This is a genomic window from Novosphingobium sp. TK46 (genome assembly GCF_055361525.1).
On sequence record NZ_CM143963.1, the window covers coordinates 1,430,667 to 1,448,974 of the forward strand.

The window sequence follows — 18,308 nt, forward strand, 5'->3', positions numbered from 1 at the left end:
GTAGTACCCCTAGGCCTTAAATTACCGATCCTTTCGACGTTTCGCGCAAAAAGAGCGCATCGACAGAGTGGTTAATGTCGTTGGGGATCGCAAAGCACATGACCCGTTTCGAAGGTACGCGAGATACTTGTGGCACGCATGGCTTGCTCATGCAGCGGGCCGATGCCGTGCTCGCCACGCTGGCTGGTACGAACGAGGTCGTTTTCATCGACGCTGCGGAAAAGACCGCACCTGTCGCGGGTCGCCGCCAAGTTGCTCTGAACCGGGGACTTTCCGCGATCGCACGCCATGGCTGCGGCCGCACGGTGGTGAGCTACGGCGATCCCGCCAGCGAATCGTCCCTCGCGATGATCCTGGCGGCCGCCGCGGGTCCGGGTGCACCGATCGCCGCCGATCCCGAAAGCCTCGCCGTGTTCGCGCTGGCCGATCGGCTGGCGGTCAGCGACATCCCGGTCTTGATTAACGGACCGACCGGTACGGGTAAGGAAGTGCTCAGCCGCTTCATCCACGCGCGCAGCAAGCGTTCCAGCGGACCCTTTATCGCCGTTAACTGTGCCGCGATGCCCGAACACATGCTCGAAGCCATGCTGTTCGGCCACCAGAAGGGCGCCTTCACCGGTGCCACCAACGCCAGCGAAGGCTTCATGCGCGCGGCGGACGGCGGCACGCTGCTGCTGGACGAGATCGCCGAACTGCCGCTGTCGCTGCAGGCCAAGCTGCTGCGTGCGCTGCAGGAGCAGGAAGTGGTGCCGATCGGCGCGACCAAGCCGATCCCCGTCGACATCCGCGTGATCGCCTGCGCCAACCGCGACTTGCCCATCGAAGTCGCCGAAGGCCGCTTCCGCGCCGACCTTTACTACCGCCTCAACGTCTTCCCGCTTTCGCTGCGCCCGCTGCGTGAGCGCGCCGACGACATCGCCCCGCTCGCCTTCGGCATGGCGTTGCGCCACGCTCCGAACCCGGCGCGGGTGCCCTGCTTCAACGAGGCCTCGCTCGCCATGCTCAAGCTGCATGCCTGGGCCGGCAACGTGCGCGAGTTGGAGAACGTGGTGCGCCGCGCGCTGCTGCTCGCGGGTGATTCGGTGACCATCACCCCCGACCATATCGTCTTCGACAGCCCCGCCCGGCTGGTCAACGTCGCCACGGTGGAAACCGCCGAGGCCGAGCCGATCGCCCGCAAGCTGTCGAGCGTCGTCCAGCTTTCCGAAGCGCGCGCCATCATCGACACGCTGGAAGCCTGCGGCGGCAACCGTCTTCGCGCAGCTCGCGAGCTCGGCATCTCCGAACGCACGCTACGCTACCGCCTGGCATCGTTCCGTGACGCCGGCATCGAGATCGGCCGCGTTGCGGCGGGTGGCCGCTGATGAGCGCGATCTCCGGCATCGGCGGGGGCGCGGCGGGCGTCCAGCAGATCATGGCCTTGCGCCAGCAGATCATGGACCGCTCGCAGACCCTGCAGCAGCTCCACGCCCCGCAAGGGGCGGCACAAGTCGCCCAAACCCAGGCTCCGGCGCAGAACTTCGCCGACGCGTTCAAGACCGCGCTCGACGGGGTGAACGCCACGCAAGTGAAGGCCGAAGGCATCACCGACGCCTACCAGCGCGGCGAAGTGACCGACGTCGCCAAGGTCATGCTCGCGCGCCAGGAAGCCAGCGTCTCGTTCGAAGCGACGCTGCAGGTCCGCAACAAGCTGCTGAGCGCCTACCAAGACATCATGCGGATGGGAGTCTGATAGATGGCTGACCTCGTTCCAGCCACGGTTCCCGCCAACGTTCAGGGCGGTGCCGGCGGCACGTCCTTCCTTGGCCCGCTGACCGATCCGGCCGGCGGCAATGCCCTCACGCGCATGAGCGCCTTTTCCGCCCAACCGGCGGTCAAGCGCATGCTGCCGTGGTTCCTCGGCGTCGCGGCGCTCGGCGGCGCGGCGCTGACGTGGGCGGCGGTCGCGCCCTCCCCGCAGCGCACTCTTTACACGCAGCTCGACGACAGCGAGCGGGCCGGCGTCACCGCCGCGCTCGACACCGCGAACATCGGCTATCACATCGACAACGACAGCGGCGCGCTCACGGTGGACGAAAGCGACTTCTACAAGGCGCGGATGCTGGTCGCGTCCGATGGCGCGCTCGCCACGCCCGAGACCGGCGACCAGATGCTCGACAAGCTGCCGATGGGCGCCAGCCGCAACCTCGAAGGCCAGCGCCTGCGCTCGGCACGCGAGCGCGATCTGGAGCTCTCGATCGCCGAGATCGACGGGGTGGACACGGTCCGCGTCCATCTGGCCGAGGGTGAGAAGTCGGTCTTCGTACGCGATAACGTCGCACCCACCGCGTCCGTCATGGTCCGCCTCAAGTCGGGCCGTCAGTTGAGCGAGGGCCAGGTCTCGGCCATCGTCAACCTCGTCGCCGCTTCGGTGCCGGGGCTGTCGCCCGATGCGGTGCGCGTCGTCGACCAGCACGGTTCGCTGCTTTCGACGAAGGGCACCGCCGAGGACGATCGCCTCGACATGCAGGCGCGCATGGAAGACAAGCTGCGCGCTCAAGTCGCCCAGATCCTGCGGCCCATGCTGGGCGACGGCAATTTCAGCAGCGAGATCCAGGTCGAGCTAAACATGGACGACGTGACCTCCGCGCGCGAAAGCTATGACAAGGACGGCGTCGTCCGCTCCGAAACGCAGGAACAGTCGCAGCAGGCGGGTAGCACGCCTGCCGTCGGCATCCCCGGTGCGCTCTCCAACTCCCCGCCGCCCGCCACGCAAGTGCAGAACGGCCCGCCGCAGGGCACCCAGCCTGCTCCTGGCGCACCGCCCTCCACCAACGGCGAGTCGAGTTCCACCCGCACCTACGAACTGGGTCGCGAGGTCTCCGTCTCGAACCAGCGCCCCGGCGGCATCAAGCGCCTGTCGGTCGCGGTCGTACTCAGCAAGGAAGCGCTCAAGGGCGCCAAGGCCAAGGACCTGGCCGACATCGAGGCGCTTGTTGGCGCGGCCGTGGGTGCCAACACCCAGCGCGGCGACCAGGTGAAGGTCATCCAGCGCAGCTTCGAAGCAGTCGACGATACCCCGCCCGCCTTCTACGAGACACCGTGGTTCGCCACCGTCGTACGCTATGGCGCGGCGGTGATCGCGGTCCTGCTGGTGCTGCTTCTCGCCGTGCGTCCGCTGATCGCCAAGATGGGTGGCGAAAAGGTGGCCAAGCCGAAAAAGGGCAAGAAGGGCGCGGCCGACAACGACGAGGGCGATGCCGCTTCGGATCTCGCCTCGGCACCGGTTGCGTCGCTGGGCACGAGCGCGCGTGACAATGGTGGTGTCGCCGTCGACATCTCGCGCTCCGAATTGCTCGCGCGTCAGGTCGAGCTGGCGCAACGCATCGTCACCGAAAAGCATGGCAGCTCGGTCCAGGCACTTCGCCAGATGCTCAATGAACCGCCGGCCCCGTCCGCCGCGCAAGCACAGGCCGCCTGATGAGCATCCTTGCCAATCTCGATCCCGCCGGCAACGCCGCGGTCATGGTCATGCTGCTGCAGGACGACCAGGCCGCGCGCATCCTGTCCGAACTGGAGCCTGAAGAGCTGCGCCTGCTCGGCCAGAAGATGGTCGAACTGGGCGAGATCGGCCCCGAGGTCATCGCCGGCGCCATCGCCGGCTTCGTCGAGAAGACCGAGTCGCTCGGCCTCGTCACCCACGATCGCGTCGGCCACGTGCGCAACATGATGGGTCGTGCGGTCGGTGACGTGAAGGCCGACAACCTGATGCGCCGGATCGCGCCGCAGACCCCGAAGGCCTCGACCATCGAACTCGCCCGCTGGCTGGTGCCAGAAGCGCTCACTCCGCTGATCAAGGGCGAGCATCCGCAGATGATCGCGGTGCTGCTGGTGCAGCTCGATCCCGAAGTCGCCGCTGCGGTGCTGCATGCGCTGCCGACGACGGACCAGGGCGAGATCGTGCATCGCATCGCCACGCTGGGCCCGGTCGCGCCCGAGGCGATCACCATCCTCGACGAATTGCTCACCCGCCGTATCGCCGAGCGCCACGGCCAGACCCCGCTCAGCATCGGCGGGATCAAGGAAGCCGCCGAGATCATCAACGGCGCCGGCAAGGTGGTCGAAGCGCGGGTGCTTCCGCAGATCGCCAAGCTGGACAAGGTGCTGGCGCGCAAGATCGAAGAGGAGATGTTCAAGTTCGAGCATCTGTTCGTGCTCGATCCGCAATCGATGGGTGCGCTGCTGCGCGAGATTGAAAGCGACCTGTTGATCGGCGCGCTCAAGGGCATTCCCGAAAGCGAGCGCGAGGTGTTCTTCCGCGCGATGTCGAGCCGCGCCGCCGATGGCGTGAGGGACGAGATCGCCGCGCGCGGCCGCACCAAGCTGGCCGAAGTGGTCGAGGCGCAAAAGCAGATCGTGGCAGTCGCCCGCAAGCTTGCCGCCGATGGCACGATCGTGTTCGGTTCGGGCGATGGCGATTATGTCTGATGGCTACACGCGGCTGTCGCTGAGCGGGCTGTCGCGCGCTTCGGCGTTCCAGCCCGACAGTCGCTTCGGCGATTGGCAGCCCGAGCCGACGCTCGAACGCGAGCCGATCGCAGCGGTCCGGCTTGAACCCGAAGTCGATCCCGTCAGCGATGCGTTCATGAAAGGCTACAACCAGGGCCTCGAGATGGGTCGGAGCGAGGCCGAGGCCGGCGCGGCAGACGATGTCGCCGCCGCAAGCCGACTGGCGCTGTCGTTCGCGAAGGTCGACGAAGCGATGGAAGAACAACTGCGGCAGCGTCTGCGCGACACTGTCGTGGCACTGTGCGAATCGGCGCTGGCCCCGCTTGCGATCGACGAGGACATGCTGACGCGCCGCATCGCCATCGCCGCAGCCATGCTGGCGCGTGCCGATGACGACCGGGTAATCCGCATCCATCCGCTGGATCTGGAACGACTCGCCCCGCGCCTGCAGGCGGATTGGGACGTGCAACCGGACTCCTCGCTCGAACGCGGCGCGATCCGCGTCGAGGGCGCGAACGGCGGCGTCGAAGATGGCCCCGCCACCTGGCGCCGGGCCATCGCCGAGGCCCTGCACCAGTGCTGAACCTGTTCGACCCGATCCTCACCGAACTGTCCGCAGAACCCATCGACCTGACGCCCCGCCGCTTCGGACTGGTGGCCGCGTGCGACGGAGGCTTGCTCGAAGTGAGCGGACTGTCGATCCCGGTCGGGGCGATGTGCCGCGTCGCGCATGGCCGCAACGCCACCTTGTCCGCCGAGGTCATCGGCTTTCGCAACGGCCGCACGCTGATGATGCTGCTGGGCGATTCGGTGCTGTTGCGCCCCGGCGCGCGGGTCACGCCTGAAGGACGGCCCGGCATGTTGCCGGTCGGCCCGCAGTTTCTGGGTCGTGCGGTCGACGGCGAAGGCCTGCCGATCGATGGCGGTCCCCCGATCCATTCGCGCAACGAGTGGCCCTCGGGCGGCTTGCGCACATCCGCGCTCGATCGCAGCCCGGTGCGCCAGCGCTTCGACACCGGCGTGCGCTCGCTCAATGCGCTGACGACGTTCGGCGTCGGCCAGCGGATCGGCATCATGGCCGGTTCCGGCGTCGGCAAGTCGGTGCTGATCGACATGATCGCGCATGGTGCCAGCGCCGAGATCATCATCGTCGGCCTGATCGGCGAGCGTGCGCGCGAAGTGTCCGACTTCGTCGAGCGCCACATGGGTTCCGAAAAGCGCGAGCGCACCGTGATCGTCGCGGTGCCCGCCGACCACGCCCCCAACTTGCGCCTGCGTGGCGCGATGCTCGCCACTTCGATGGCCGAGCACTTCCGCGCGCAGGGCAAGAAAGTGCTGCTGATCCTCGACAGCCTGACCCGCGTCGCGCACGCCGCACGCGAGATCGGGTTGCTGTTGGGCGAGCCCGGCGCCGCGCGCGGCTATCCGCCCTCGGCGCTGGCCGCGATCACCAAGCTGGTCGAGCGGGCGGGCAATTCGGCGGCAAGCGGCGGCTCGATCACTGGCCTGTACACGGTGCTGGCGGACGGCGACAACCAGGACGACCCGGTCGTCGACACCGCGCGCGCTATTCTGGACGGCCATGTCGTGCTCAATCGCGCGCTGGCGCAGCGCGGGCAGTATCCGGCGGTCGACATCGCTGCTTCGCTCAGCCGCGTCATGAACGACATCGTCAGCCCGCAACACCAGCGCTTCGCGCGCGAGTTCCGCGCGCTGATCGCCAGTTACGAGGCCAATCGCGACCTGGTGTTGATGGGCGCCTATCGCGCGGGCGCCGACCCGCAGCTCGACCGTGCGATCGTCATGCACGAACTGCTCACCGCGTTCCTGTGCCAAAGCCAGGGCGAGATCATCGACCTCGACGTCGCCGCCGCGCAGCTGGCCGCACTGCTGGGCGCATGACGCAGGATGAACGCGCCCGGCTGCTGCGGCTGAACCGGCTCGAGAAGATCCGCGCCATCGCCAAGCAGACCGCCGCGCGCGAGGCCGCAGAGGCGGAAAGCACGTTGTCGCAACTGCGCGCGCTCACCGATCGCACCGGGCGCCTTGCCGCCGACTACGCCTCGCGCCGGGGATCGCAGGACGGCGCCTCGCTGCGCCACCTCGCCGGGTTCGTCGAGGGCCTTGGCAAGCTCACCCGCACCACCCACGCCGATGCGCAGCGTGCCGAGGCCATCGCCGATGCCAAGCTGCGCCTGCTGGGCGAGGCAGAACGCCGCCGCGCCGCCGTTGAGGAACGGGCTCGGTTGGAAGAAAAACTCATTGCGCGCAGTGCCGAAGTGCCCGCGCTGGGCAGTCGCAAGCCGGCTGCAACCGACTCTGGCACGGACCTTGTATAGTTAACCACGTGTCCGTCACGAGGTTCGTCTGATCCATGATCGAATTGTCCGCCGCTGCTGTTCCCGCCGTTGCCCCGTCCGGCGCGATCCTCGCTGCCGCGCCGGCACTCGCCAGCAGCGATGGCGGGCAGATCGTTGACTTTTCCGTGCTTCTCGCCGGCGCTACCCTCGCCTCCCAGTTGCCCGAGCCGACCGCAACGGTGGAACCCGAGACTCAGGCAACGGCGCCCGTAGTGCCCGAGCTTGCCACCCTTTCGACAACGGCAGCCGGCAAGAACGGCAATCCCGGCAAGGAAACCGGCAAGATCTTGCCGGGCGGCAAACCGCCGGCCACTCGCGTCTCGACCGCCTCCGTCAAAGTGCCGCATCCCGCTACGAGCAAGGTGACGGATGACGACGCCGGCCTTGCCGAGGCTGAGCAGGCCGACCCCGCGATCGAGGATGCTGCTGTCCCTGCCGAGACGCGAGATCCCAATGCGCCTGCGATAGCAGCGCCGTCCGCCGCGCTGCCGTTCGTGACGGCTCCTCCCGAGCAACCAGTGCCGATCGAGGCGGCAACGCCGACGACGCAAGAGGCATTGGTCCAGATGACTACTGTCGTCGATCGCCCGGCAGTCCCTTCGCGCCCGCTGGACGCCGCCCTGCCGGCACAGCCGAAACCAACGGCTCCCGCAGCGCCGCACATCGGGCCGTCGGCGATCGCCAAAGCCGAGCCCGCCGTGATCTCGATCGCGCCGACCTCGATTTCGTCGACCTTGATCGCGCCAATCTCGATCGATAGCGCGGGTACTGCCCCGCGCGCGGTTTCGCCTGAAACGCCGCTGCCCGCTCCAAAGATGGACGAAGGTAACGTCGCCCCGAAGGATCAAGGTGCGGCGGTTCCCCTCAAGGCCACCCTCGCGGCAGGAACGGCCGCGAACCTGATCCCGATCCAGACGACCCAGATCCCAATCGCGCGGACTGCGGTGGTGGCGCCGGCTGTTGAAGCGCCAGCCAACGTGAGCGCACCCGTTGTCGCTCTTCCCGCGATCTCGCTGACGGTGGTGGCCAACGACACCCCGGCACAAGCTGCCGGCGCTAACGCTGCGCCGATCACGATCGCCAATCTGACTGATGCGACTCCGCCGAGCGCAATCCTGCCGAGCGCGACTCTGACGCCTGCGGCTCTGACGACTTCGACTGTGGCGATCCCGACTCTCGCGAACACGGCACCGGCATCCCCGGCGCAGGATAACACCCGCCAGCCCGTGATCGCAGCGCCAACGCCCGGAGCGGCCATGCCGCTGAGCGGGCCAAACGACGTCATCATCCCTGCGGTCGCAATGGCTACGACATCAGCCTCGGCACCTAACGAAGCGCGGCCCGATGCCGCGCCGATAGGAACGCTAGCTCCGCACTCCCAGGTCGCCCATCAGCCAGTCGTCGGCGCTTCGGCGGCGGCGGTGCCATCCGCACCCGTCACCGGTATCGTCACCACCGCGCTGCCGATCTCGACCGGTGAAACGATCGCTTCCGCGACCCCGACACCCGCCAAGCCCGCCGCAGATGCGTCCGGCGATCTGCGGGCGATCGCTCCGGTGAGCGTCGCCGTCGAGCACAAGCGGAGCCAGCCGACGGTCGCTGCCGCGGACGCGCCGGTGGCGATGTCCCGGCCCGAACCGACCTCGATCGTCACCGGAAGCGACATGCGCACTGCCGCGATCTTCGCTGCACCGGCAGCACCAGCTACCGCGCAATCCCCGACCCAAGACATCGCCGCACTGGTGGACCGCATCACCGAGGCGCGTGCAGCAGCAGCGCCCCAGACGATCCGCGCTGCCCTGATGCATGAGGACTTCGGCGCGGTCTCGCTGAACTTCCGCACCGAAGCCTCGCAAATCCACGTCACCCTCGGCAGTGCAGATCCAGGTTTCGCCCCGGCGGTACAGGCAGCGGCGGCAGCCAACATGGCGGGCCAGACCAGCGACGAGGCACAGACCCGCCGCGATGCGCCGGCACCGCAAACCGGCGCGCAACCGCAGGACACCGCCCGCAACGATGCCTCTTCACAGCAGCAGGCGCAGCGTGAGCGTGCGGCGACGGGCGAACGCCAGCAGAGCCGGCACGCACCCGGCCGCCAGCCTGCGAACCCCGGCGAGCGCGCTTCGTCCACACCCGTGCCCCAGCGGCGCGGCGGCATCTACGCCTGAACCTGAAACCCCTTCGATCCCCAAGGTACCAAGATGAGCGACGATAAAGAGAAGAAGCCGAAAAAGGGCAAGGGCCTGATGGTCAAGGCGATCGGCGGCCTGGTGCTGCTGACGCTGGGCGGCGGCGGCGTGTTCGCGCTGATCCAGACCGGCATCATCGGCGGCCATGCCGAAGCCAAGGAAGACAACCACCCCAAGCTGATCCGCAAGGGCGAGGAAGATCCCTACGCCGCCAAGCCCGCCGAGGGCGACGAAGCCGCAGGCGAAGCGGTCTATGGCGAAGGCGGCAGCGAGTATCGCACCGCCTACTACACCTACGAGGGCGACTTCACGTCCAACCTCAAGGATTCGGATTCAATGATCCAGGTCAGCGTGGCCTCCTCCACCCGCCGCGATGGTCGTGTGCTGATGTGGCAAAAGGAGCATGAACTGGCGATCCGCTCGGCGATTCTGGCAGTGCTCGCCGATACCACCGAGGACGAAGTCACCACGATCGAAGGCAAGGCCCGCCTGCAAAAGCGCCTGACCGCCGCAATCAACAAGGTCCTCACCGACGAGGAAGGCTTCGGCGGCGTCGACGACGTCTTCTTCCGCAGCTTCATCGTTCAGTAAGGCGGTCCGTGAAGCCTCAACGCACCTTCGTCGCGGACCGGATGGTCGCGCAGCACTGCTCCGAACTGCTCGGGCCGACCACCCCGGCGATGAGCGAGCTCGCGCCGTCGCTGGCGCTGCTGTCGGGCCGTCTGGCTTTCAGCATCGCTCATGGCCTGGGCCGCCTGTCCAGCAGCGAATCGCCGGCGGTAGTCGCCGCGCCGCCGCGTGCCATCACGGCCGTCGAACTTTCCGGCGAAGCGCCATCGCTGGCCAGCTACGCCGTGATGGGGATCGGACCCGAGCGCCATCGCGTGCTGCTGACGATCGCGGCGGCGCCGGTCTTTCGCCTCGTCGACCGCGCCTTTGGCGGTCGCGGCACCGTGCCCAAGCCACTGCCGTCCTGCTTTCCCTTGTCGGCCGACCTGCTGGTCCAGCGGCTCGAGCAGACGATCGCCGCAGCCCTGCAGGAGGCGCTGGGTGGCGGGGCCCTGTCGGTGATGCCGCTGGAGCGAGACACCGACCTCACGCAGATCGCGCCGTTCACCGCCGAAGAGACCGTGTTCGACTTGTCCGTCGGCGTCGAGGAGCCCGGCTGCGAACCGTGGACGCTGGCGCTGACGTTCCCGCAGGCGACGCTGGCCGCTTTGTTCGCCGGGCGTGAGCGCAAGCTGCCGGCGCCCGCCGCGCCGCATGCGCCCGATCCGATGAGCGAGCCGTTCGCCTCGCTGCCGATCACGCTGACCGCCGTCGTCGTCGACATGATGGTGCCGTTCACCCGGCTCGCCGCGTTGCGCCCGGGTGACGTCATTCCCGTCGCCCTCGCCCGCAGCGTGCCGGTGAAGGCCGGCGACCGTACGATCGCGACCGGCTCCATCGGTGATTTCGAGGACCAGGTCGCGGTCCAGATCACCGCCGCATTCTAATATTTTCATCGAACTGGGGAGTTCACCAATGTCCATTCACCCTCGCGGTTTCGACTTTCTCAAGGATGTCGACGTACGCCTTTCGGTCGAGCTTGGCCGTGTCGACATGAAGCTCAAGGACGTGCTGTCGCTCGGCCAGGAAAGCGTGGTCATTCTCGACCGCCTGACCGACGAGTTGCTCGACGTGCTGGTCAATGGCAAGCCGATCGCCAAGGGCGAGATCGTGGCGCAGAACGGCCGTTTCGGCCTGCGTATCGTCGAACTCGCCGGGTCGCAGGCGGCCGAACAGAGCACCGAGATCGCACCGGTCGACTTTTCGTCGCTGGGCGGTGGAGCCAACCTTGGCGGAACTCTGGCCTGATGCTTTGGTACATCCTCAAGCTGCTGATCATGCTGCCGCTGATCGGCCTGGCAATCTGGGGCTGCCTCAAGCTGGCGCAGAAGGTTCAAGCCAAGGCCGGGCTGGCGGGCAACGCCGGCAAGTCGGTGCGGGTGATCGAGACGACCATGCTATCCCCCACGGTCAAGCTGGCGGTGATCGAGTTTCACGGCCGCGAGATCCTGGTCTCCGCCGGACGCAACGGGCTGACCCGGCTCGCTGAAGCGCCCGCGCGCGCCAAGGAGATCGTCGAGTGACTTTCGCGCGCATCATGGCGCGTGGCGTGGCTATCGTCACGGCGCTTTCCCTGCTTCCCGCCACGGCCTACGCCCAGGCGGCGGCCCAGGCGCCCTCCGCCATTCCCGGCGCGCTCGATCGCGCATTCGGGTCGATGGGCGGAACCGGCGGCCAAGGCATGACGCTGTCGCTGCAGCTGCTCATGATCATGGGCCTGCTGACGATCCTGCCCAGCCTGATCCTGATGATGACCAGCTTCACGCGCATCCTCATCGTGCTGTCGATCCTGCGTCAGGCGCTCGGGCTGCAGCAGTCGCCGCCCAACCAGGTGCTGATCGGCCTGTCGCTGTTCCTGTCGCTGTTCGTCATGGCGCCGACGCTCGAGGCGGTCAGCAACCGCGCGATCCAGCCCTACTCGGCCGGTACCATCAACGCCGAAGTCGCCATCCAGAACGCCGGGCAGGAATTCCACCACTTCATGATCCGCCAGACCCGCCAGCGCGATCTGGCGATGTTCGCGGAGATGGCCAAGGCGCCCAAGTTCCAGAACTCGAACGACGTACCGTTCTCGATCCTGCTGCCGGCGTTCGTCACCAGCGAGTTGAAGACCGCCTTCCAGATCGGCTTCATGCTGTTCCTGCCGTTTCTGGTGATCGATCTGGTCGTCAGCTCGGTGCTTATGAGTCTCGGCATGATGATGATGAGCCCGATGGTCGTCTCGTTGCCCTTCAAGCTGCTGCTGTTCGTGCTGGTGGACGGCTGGGCGCTGCTGATGGGCTCGCTCGCTTCAAGCTTCGGTTAACCAATTTAGGCGATTACGCGTCATGGACGATATCACCGCGCCGCTTGCCCTGGCGGACCAGATGCTCTGGACAACCGCGCTTGTCGCCGCGCCGATCCTGCTTGCCTCGCTGGCCGTCGGGCTGGTGGTCGGCGTGATCCAGGCCGCGACCTCGGTTAACGAGCAGACGCTGACCTTCGTGCCAAAGTTGGCCATCACCGCGCTGGTGCTGGTCGTCATGGGCGGATCGATGATGGCGCTGGTGGGAGACTTCACGCAGGACGTCTTCGCCCAGATCGCCAACATCTCGAAGTAGCGGGCAAGACGCCGTGCTCCAGCTCGACTTCGGCTTCGGCCCGCTGGAGAACGAGTTCTGGCGCCTGGTCTTCGTGATGACCCGCGTCGGCGCCGCGCTGGTCGCCGCGCCGCTGTTCGGCATGGCCGGCGTGCCGGCGCAGGCGCGGGTGATGATGGCGGGCGCGATCGCGGTGCTGATCTGCGCGTGGTCCCCGGTCGCCGCGCCCGCCAACCTGCTCTCGGTCGCCGGCATGGTCAGTGTCGCGGGCGAAGTGCTGGTCGGCGTGGCGCTGGGGTTCGTGCTGCAGTTCGCCTTTGCCGCACCGGTGATCGCAGCCGAGATGATCGGGGGTGCCATGGGCATGAGCATGGCGACCGCCGTCGATCCCAACTCGGGCAGCCAGTCGCCCGCGCTCGGCCAGTATTTCACGGTCGTCGTCACGCTGATCTTCCTGGCGTTGGGCGGTCATTTGCAGTGGATCGCCCTCGTCATCGAAAGCTATCGCGTGTTCCCCCCAGGCCAGACTTGGCTAGGCGCTGAGAAACTGGCCGAAATCGCCAGCTTTGGCGGGACGATGTTCATCACAGCCGTCGCAATCGCCCTGCCCGTCTCGCTGATCATGCTGGTGGTCCAAGTGGTAACCGGCATCCTCAGCCGCTCGGCCCCTGCACTCAACCTGTTCTCGCTGGGCCTGCCCGCCGGGGTGCTCGCCGGTATCGCCGGGCTGATCGTCGCGGCGCCGGTGCTGACCGATCAGGCCAGCCTGCTCACCAGCGACGCGCTCGCCGCAACGGCAAGGGTGCTCGCCAAATGAGCGAAGACGCCGGCGAAAAGTCGTTTGCACCAACCCAGAAGCGGGTGCGCGATGCCGCCAAGAAGGGCGACGTCCTGCGCTCGCGCGAGCTGGCGACCGCAGGCGCGACGCTGGTCGCTGCCGCCTGGCTGCTGCTCGCGGGGCCTTGGATGCTGCGCCTGCTGGTCGAGACGGTTCGCTCCAGCTTCACCTGGGACCGCGCCTCGATCGAGGATTTCGAACCCGGCAAGATGCTGTTCGCCGCGACATGGGCGGTGCTGCCGCCCATCGCCATCCTGGGCGTCGGCGTGATCGTCATCAGTGTCGCGTCGCAACTTGGCTTTGGCGAGGGACGCTGGATCGCCGGCAATCTGGCGCCCAAGGGTTCGCGGCTGAACCCGATGTCCGGCCTTGGCCGCATGTTCGGTGCGAATGGCTGGATCGAGATGGGCAAAGGGATCGCCAAGGTCGTGCTGCTGGGCACGATCGCCTATTACTGGGGAAGCAATCATCTGGGCGCCCTGTCGCGCCTCGGCCGGGGCGAACTGTTCGAACAGCTCGCCTATGGCTGGCACGAGATCGTGATGCTGCTGTTCACCCTGTCGGGCGGCCTGGTCATCATCGCCTTCATCGACTTTCCGGTCCAGTGGCTGCGGCGCCGCAATCGCCTGATGATGACGATGCAGGAGATGCGCGACGAGCATAAGGAAAGCGAAGGTTCGCCCGAGAACAAGGCGGCGCAGCGCGACCGCCAGCGCAAGATCGCCATGGGCGGCCTGATCCCGGCGGTGAAGGAGGCGCAGTTCATCCTCACCAACCCGACGCACTTCTCGGTCGCACTCACCTACGATCCGGAGATCGGCGCGGCGCCGGTGGTGCTGGCGAAAGGCCGGGGCGACAAGGCGCTGGCGATGCGCGAGCTGGCAGCCGAGTACAACGTGCCGATCCTCGAATACCCGGCGCTCGCCCGGTCGGTCTATTACACCACGCGCGAGCGGCAGATGATCCGCGAGGAGCTTTACGTCGCCGTCGCCGCGATCCTGGCGTTCGTGTTCGCGATCAGGCGCGGCGAGCATCCGGCACGGCCCGACGTCTCCGTGCCGGTTACCCTGCGTTTCGACACCGACGGCAGGCTCGATCCGTCGATTCTCGCTTAAGACCGGCGCCGCAAAGCCGTTCTTATCACCATGACGACCACCACTTCGACCACTTCGACGGGCGCCACGCAGTCACTCGTCACCGCGCTCGGCGCCGGTAGCGGCATCGACATGGCGGCGCTCGCCACCAATCTGGCTACCGCCCAGTTCGCCAGCCAGGTCGATCGGCTTACCAACAAGACCGAGACCCTCACCGCGCAGATCTCTTCGGCATCGAACATCAAGTCGATGCTGCTGACCTTCTCGACATCGCTGGGCACGGCGGTGCGCACCGGCAGCCTTTCGCCCCAGCCCCAGATCGCCAACGCCGCCGTGGCGAGCGGGACGCTGTCTGGCACGCGCACGCCTGCCGGCAACTTTTCGCTGGAGGTCACCAAGCTGGCCAAGAGCCAGACGCTGACCAGCGTGCCGTATGACACGCCCACCAGTAAGGTCGGCTCGGGCACGCTCACCCTGAGTTTTGGAACCATAGCCGGCGGCGTTCTGAACCCCGACAGCGCTCATGCGGCGGTCGACATCGCGATACCCGCCGGAGCCACGCTGAACGACGTCGCCAACGCGATCAACGCCAAAAAATCCGGCGTCACCGCCTATGTCGCGCAAACCGGCACGGGCGCACAGCTGGTGTTCAAGGGTGCCGAAGGGGCCGCCAACGGCTTCCAGATCACAACCACGCCAGACGCCGGCACTCCGAGCTTGTCAGACCTCGCCTGGACACCTGCGGCCAGCAGCCAGTTGATCGCGACGGCCAGCGATGCGGAGTTTCTGGTGGACGGCATCTCGCGCACCGCAACCTCCAACACCGTGTCCGAGGCGATTCCGGGCGTCACCCTGAAGCTGACCGGCGTGAACACCGGCGCGCCCACCACCGTGGCGTTCACGGATACGTCCGCCGCGCTGGCGACGACGATGGCCGACCTGACCGCCGCTCTCAACGAAATCGCGGGCGCGCTCAATACCGCCACCGACCCCACATCGGGCGATCTGCGCGCGGACAACGGCGCGCGGGCGCTCAAGAAGGCGTTTGGCCAGCTTGCCGGCTCCACCGTCATGCCCAATGCCACGGGCGCGGCGAAGACCCTGGCGGATCTGGGTCTCTCGACCCAGCGCGACGGCACCTTCGTGCTCGACAGCAATCGCCTGAATGCCACGCTCGCCAAGGATCCGGATGGTGTCGCGGCGATGTTCACCACCGGGCTGTACGGCGTTTTCGCGACGATCGACAAACTGGGCCGCAGTGCTTCGAGCCCGAGCGATCCCGGCTCTCTGGGAGGATCGATCAGCCGCTTCAACAAGCAGTTGGCGCAAGTGAAGCAGGATCAGTCGGGCATCGCCGCCAAGCAGGAGACGCTGCGTGCCAACCTGACCGCGCGCTATGCCGCGTCCGATACCCGGATCACTGCCTCGAAGTCGACGCTGTCGTTCATCCAGAACCAGATCGCCGCCTGGAACAAGTCGAGCAACTAGGATGATGATCGCCCGCACCCCCCAGGAAGCCTATCGCCGGGTGGACTTCGATGCGCGCGTCAGCGCATCGGGACCGTCGGACCTCGTGCACCTGTGTATCGAGCACCTGATCGGTGCGCTCGGAACCGCACTGCATGCCGCCACCGGGGGCGACAACGAACTCAAGAGCCGGTCGATCACACGCGCGCTGACATCGGTGACCGCGCTGCAACTCGGTGTCAGCGGCGAAGAGGGCATCGCGGCAGCACTGCGCCAGGTCTATGAAGCCGCGCGGCGCACCATTCTCGATAGCGCTACTGCGTTTGATTCGCGCAAAATTAACACTTTACGCAGCGATTTCATCGATATCGGCAAGGCGCTTCGCAGCGCATGACGAGTATAGCCCCCATAACGGGCTTTATCTAAGCCCGCCTCCGCAAGACTTTGCCCGGTGCAGAGCCGCTTGTCGCTCGGAATCGGATCGGACAAAGCACCCGGCAGGGCTAAAAAACCCGAAGCTCCCCCTAGGCACAAACCATTAGGGGGCACTTCATGGTGCAGCACGTTTCCACTCTCATTCTGGTCGATCGCGATTCCAGACGCCGCGCGGCGATCAGCCACGCCCTCGCCGCCAGCCAGATCCATGTCGAACCGTTCGAGAACATCGGCGAACTGGCGATGGCGTGGCCGCGTTCGGGCGTGATCATGATGCACGATGATGCCGGGTCGATCGGTGATCTGATCGAGAAAATGGCCGCCGATGGCGAATGGTATCCGATCATCGCCTTTTGCGAAGATCCCTCGCCACATCAGATCGTCCAAGCGGTGTTGGACGGTGCCATCGATTACGTCGCCTGGCCGATCACGCCAGCCGAGCTTGGCCACGCGCTGACCCGCGCGACTGACAAATCCGAAGGGACAGGCAATACGAAGCTGCGCGAGGTCATGGCGCGGTCTCGGCTGGATCGATTGACCAAACGGGAACGCGAAGTGCTCGATGGTGTCGCCAGCGGTCTGTCCAACCGCCTGATCGGCGAAAAGCTGGCGATCAGCCCCCGGACGGTCGAGATCCATCGGGCCAATATGCTCAACAAACTGGGCGCCAACCACACCTCGGAAGCCATTCGCATCGCTATCGAGGCCGCACTGGTCAATTGATTGTCACCGGCATGACGTGCGCGCCCGAGAATTCCGCTGCCACTCATCGACGCTGACAGCGGATACACACGAACCAAGCGCGCACACTTGGTCGAGCAGCACGACGGCCCCCAAATGCGATGGCCGATAACCGCGGTCTATGCCGTGATCATTGCGATGGATAAATGGAAGTCGACTCTCTCGGAGAGTGGTGGGCGGTGACGGGCTCGAACCGCCGACCCTCTCGGTGTAAACGAGATGCTCTACCAACTGAGCTAACCGCCCGGCATGCCGGTGGAGGCGCAATGCCGCCAAATCGCACGATCGTCAATCGCCGCTGTCACGCAATTGCCCAATGGACGGTCGACCAGGTTAGGATCGCAATCGCCGTCCCGATCAGACCATCGTCGTCGTGGTGCCGATCTCGGCGAAGTACTTCGCCATGCTGTCGGCGCACCGCTCGCTCAATTCGATGAACGCGCGGCGGCGATCGGTCTGGTCGCCGACACGAACGAACTGACCCTGCTCCACCATCTGGCCGATCCAGCGCAAGGCCGTGGTCGGCGGGACGCCCGAGGCGATGCATAACGACGTCACCGACACCCGGCGATGCTCGACACGCGCCGCGGTAAGATCGAGCAGCATGTCCCACGCCGGGTCGGCGAAAAGTTGGGCGTCGAGATACCGACCGCGAAGCTGCCGATGGCGGATGATGCGGCGCACGAGGCGTGGATCCGGCAGGGGCGGACGGACGGCACGTGTGGCGCGGGCGTCTTCGGGCTGGACCTCCGGAGCGGCCAGCGTTTGCGTCCCGGCCACAGCCACGGCTTGCGTCTGGCCCGGCGGCGTCGGGGCAAGGCGTTCGATCCGACCGGCGATCTGGCCCACCTGTTCGGTCAGTCGCATGAGCAGGTGCCGCTCATCCTCGGAAAGCTCACGCAGCCGCGCGGAGGGGAACTGCGCCATGACGTGACCCAGCGCGATCACGCGTTCGGCACGATCTGGATCGACCAGGATCTGCGCCCCGCTCTGATCGAGGCAGCCGAAGACATCGTCCAATGCGGCAACGCTTGTCGAAACGATAAGCTTGGTTCCGGATCGCTTCGCCCGCACATCGAGGCGCGAGAGCGCGGCAAGCGTGGCGGCATCGACGACCGGACAGTCGACAAGCACGACATCACCAAGCGGCCGCGCGTCGCCATCGCTCAAGGCGCCGAGGTCCGCAGCCACGCCGACGCGCAACCCGGCGGCCTGCGCATCCTCCGACAGGACGCTACGAACGAGCGATCGGTCGGCGTAGATCGAAAGCGCCAGAGGCAGCCCGGCAGGTCCGTCCGCTGTGGCGCCATAGGCCCAGTCATCGACCTGATCTTGGGGACGGCTTAGGGCGGAAGTCGAATTGTTCATGGCGCGCTCTCGTCACGAAGGTGATAACAAGAACAATAATGGAACAAAGCAGGTAAATGTCAACGACGCTTGGTAAAATACCTAGGTGGCGGAGGGCCTCGGAGCCAAACCGTTCAATCTAAGGCGTTTTATCGTTTGGC

The 18,308-nt window shown here is 66.6% G+C and carries 20 protein-coding genes and 1 tRNA gene; 19 read left to right on the forward strand and 2 right to left on the reverse strand.

The window, feature by feature from the left end; translation table 11 throughout:
* Positions 1-98 precede the first annotated feature (98 nt).
* The 19 genes from ACXJ1Z_RS06820 (at position 99) to ACXJ1Z_RS06910 (ending at position 16,782) form a co-directional block, all read left to right on the forward strand.
* Positions 99-1,364, forward strand: a complete 1,266-nt coding sequence (locus ACXJ1Z_RS06820; protein WP_463780533.1) for a sigma-54 interaction domain-containing protein — start codon at positions 99-101, stop codon at positions 1,362-1,364.
* Positions 1,364-1,732, forward strand: a complete 369-nt coding sequence (gene fliE, locus ACXJ1Z_RS06825) for a flagellar hook-basal body complex protein FliE (protein ID WP_463780534.1) — start codon at positions 1,364-1,366, stop codon at positions 1,730-1,732. Before ACXJ1Z_RS06820 ends, fliE begins: the two co-directional genes overlap by 1 nt.
* A gap of 3 nt (positions 1,733-1,735) precedes the next feature.
* Positions 1,736-3,460: a flagellar basal-body MS-ring/collar protein FliF gene (fliF, locus tag ACXJ1Z_RS06830; protein WP_463780536.1), complete on the forward strand. Its 1,725-nt coding sequence runs from the start codon at positions 1,736-1,738 to the stop codon at positions 3,458-3,460.
* Positions 3,460-4,467 (forward strand): flagellar motor switch protein FliG, encoded by a 1,008-nt coding sequence (fliG, locus tag ACXJ1Z_RS06835; RefSeq protein ID WP_463780538.1) that lies wholly within the window; start codon positions 3,460-3,462, stop codon positions 4,465-4,467. The genes fliF and fliG overlap by 1 nt, the downstream gene beginning before the upstream one ends.
* Complete coding sequence (locus ACXJ1Z_RS06840; RefSeq protein ID WP_463780539.1) at positions 4,451-5,071, forward strand: FliH/SctL family protein; 621 nt, start codon at positions 4,451-4,453, stop codon at positions 5,069-5,071. Before fliG ends, ACXJ1Z_RS06840 begins: the two co-directional genes overlap by 17 nt.
* On the forward strand, positions 5,065-6,390 hold the full coding sequence (locus ACXJ1Z_RS06845; protein WP_463780541.1) for a FliI/YscN family ATPase: 1,326 nt from the start codon (positions 5,065-5,067) through the stop codon (positions 6,388-6,390). The genes ACXJ1Z_RS06840 and ACXJ1Z_RS06845 overlap by 7 nt, the downstream gene beginning before the upstream one ends.
* Positions 6,387-6,827 (forward strand): hypothetical protein, encoded by a 441-nt coding sequence (locus ACXJ1Z_RS06850; RefSeq protein ID WP_463780542.1) that lies wholly within the window; start codon positions 6,387-6,389, stop codon positions 6,825-6,827. The genes ACXJ1Z_RS06845 and ACXJ1Z_RS06850 overlap by 4 nt, the downstream gene beginning before the upstream one ends.
* 35 nt (positions 6,828-6,862) lie before the next feature.
* On the forward strand, positions 6,863-9,016 hold the full coding sequence (locus ACXJ1Z_RS06855; RefSeq protein WP_463780543.1) for a hypothetical protein: 2,154 nt from the start codon (positions 6,863-6,865) through the stop codon (positions 9,014-9,016).
* A gap of 33 nt (positions 9,017-9,049) precedes the next feature.
* A complete protein-coding gene (locus ACXJ1Z_RS06860) occupies positions 9,050-9,628 on the forward strand; it encodes a flagellar basal body-associated FliL family protein (RefSeq protein WP_463780545.1) in 579 nt (192 codons plus the stop codon).
* Between the two features lie 8 nt (positions 9,629-9,636).
* Positions 9,637-10,533, forward strand: a complete 897-nt coding sequence (locus ACXJ1Z_RS06865; RefSeq protein WP_463780546.1) for a FliM/FliN family flagellar motor switch protein — start codon at positions 9,637-9,639, stop codon at positions 10,531-10,533.
* 28 nt (positions 10,534-10,561) lie between these two features.
* The gene (gene fliN / locus ACXJ1Z_RS06870; protein WP_463780548.1) at positions 10,562-10,894 is read left to right on the forward strand and encodes a flagellar motor switch protein FliN; all 333 of its coding nucleotides are present in this window, start codon (positions 10,562-10,564) and stop codon (positions 10,892-10,894) included.
* Positions 10,894-11,169, forward strand: a complete 276-nt coding sequence (locus tag ACXJ1Z_RS06875) for a flagellar biosynthetic protein FliO (protein ID WP_463780550.1) — start codon at positions 10,894-10,896, stop codon at positions 11,167-11,169. The genes fliN and ACXJ1Z_RS06875 overlap by 1 nt, the downstream gene beginning before the upstream one ends.
* Positions 11,170-11,183: 14 nt before the next feature.
* Positions 11,184-11,951, forward strand: coding sequence for a flagellar type III secretion system pore protein FliP (fliP, locus tag ACXJ1Z_RS06880; protein WP_463781187.1), 768 nt, complete (start codon positions 11,184-11,186; stop codon positions 11,949-11,951).
* A gap of 22 nt (positions 11,952-11,973) precedes the next feature.
* Entirely contained in the window at positions 11,974-12,246 is a 273-nt protein-coding gene (locus tag ACXJ1Z_RS06885) for a flagellar biosynthetic protein FliQ (protein WP_463780552.1), read from the forward strand.
* A gap of 13 nt (positions 12,247-12,259) precedes the next feature.
* A complete protein-coding gene (fliR, locus tag ACXJ1Z_RS06890) occupies positions 12,260-13,042 on the forward strand; it encodes a flagellar biosynthetic protein FliR (RefSeq protein ID WP_463780554.1) in 783 nt (260 codons plus the stop codon).
* Positions 13,039-14,178, forward strand: coding sequence for an EscU/YscU/HrcU family type III secretion system export apparatus switch protein (locus ACXJ1Z_RS06895; RefSeq protein ID WP_463780555.1), 1,140 nt, complete (start codon positions 13,039-13,041; stop codon positions 14,176-14,178). Before fliR ends, ACXJ1Z_RS06895 begins: the two co-directional genes overlap by 4 nt.
* A 30-nt stretch (positions 14,179-14,208) precedes the next feature.
* A complete protein-coding gene (fliD, locus tag ACXJ1Z_RS06900) occupies positions 14,209-15,645 on the forward strand; it encodes a flagellar filament capping protein FliD (RefSeq protein WP_463780557.1) in 1,437 nt (478 codons plus the stop codon).
* A 1-nt stretch (position 15,646) separates the two neighbouring features.
* Entirely contained in the window at positions 15,647-16,018 is a 372-nt protein-coding gene (locus ACXJ1Z_RS06905; protein WP_463780558.1) for a flagellar protein FliS, read from the forward strand.
* Positions 16,019-16,176: 158 nt separating this feature from the next.
* Complete coding sequence (locus ACXJ1Z_RS06910) at positions 16,177-16,782, forward strand: response regulator transcription factor (RefSeq protein ID WP_463780559.1); 606 nt, start codon at positions 16,177-16,179, stop codon at positions 16,780-16,782.
* A 188-nt stretch (positions 16,783-16,970) separates the two neighbouring features.
* On the opposite strand, the gene ACXJ1Z_RS06915 is transcribed toward ACXJ1Z_RS06910, so the two are convergent.
* Both ACXJ1Z_RS06915 and ACXJ1Z_RS06920 read right to left on the reverse strand, forming a co-directional pair.
* A tRNA-Val gene (locus tag ACXJ1Z_RS06915) sits at positions 16,971-17,046 on the reverse strand.
* Positions 17,047-17,157: 111 nt separating this feature from the next.
* Positions 17,158-18,168 (reverse strand): MarR family transcriptional regulator, encoded by a 1,011-nt coding sequence (locus tag ACXJ1Z_RS06920; protein WP_463780561.1) that lies wholly within the window; start codon positions 18,166-18,168, stop codon positions 17,158-17,160.
* Positions 18,169-18,308: the final 140 nt, after the last annotated feature.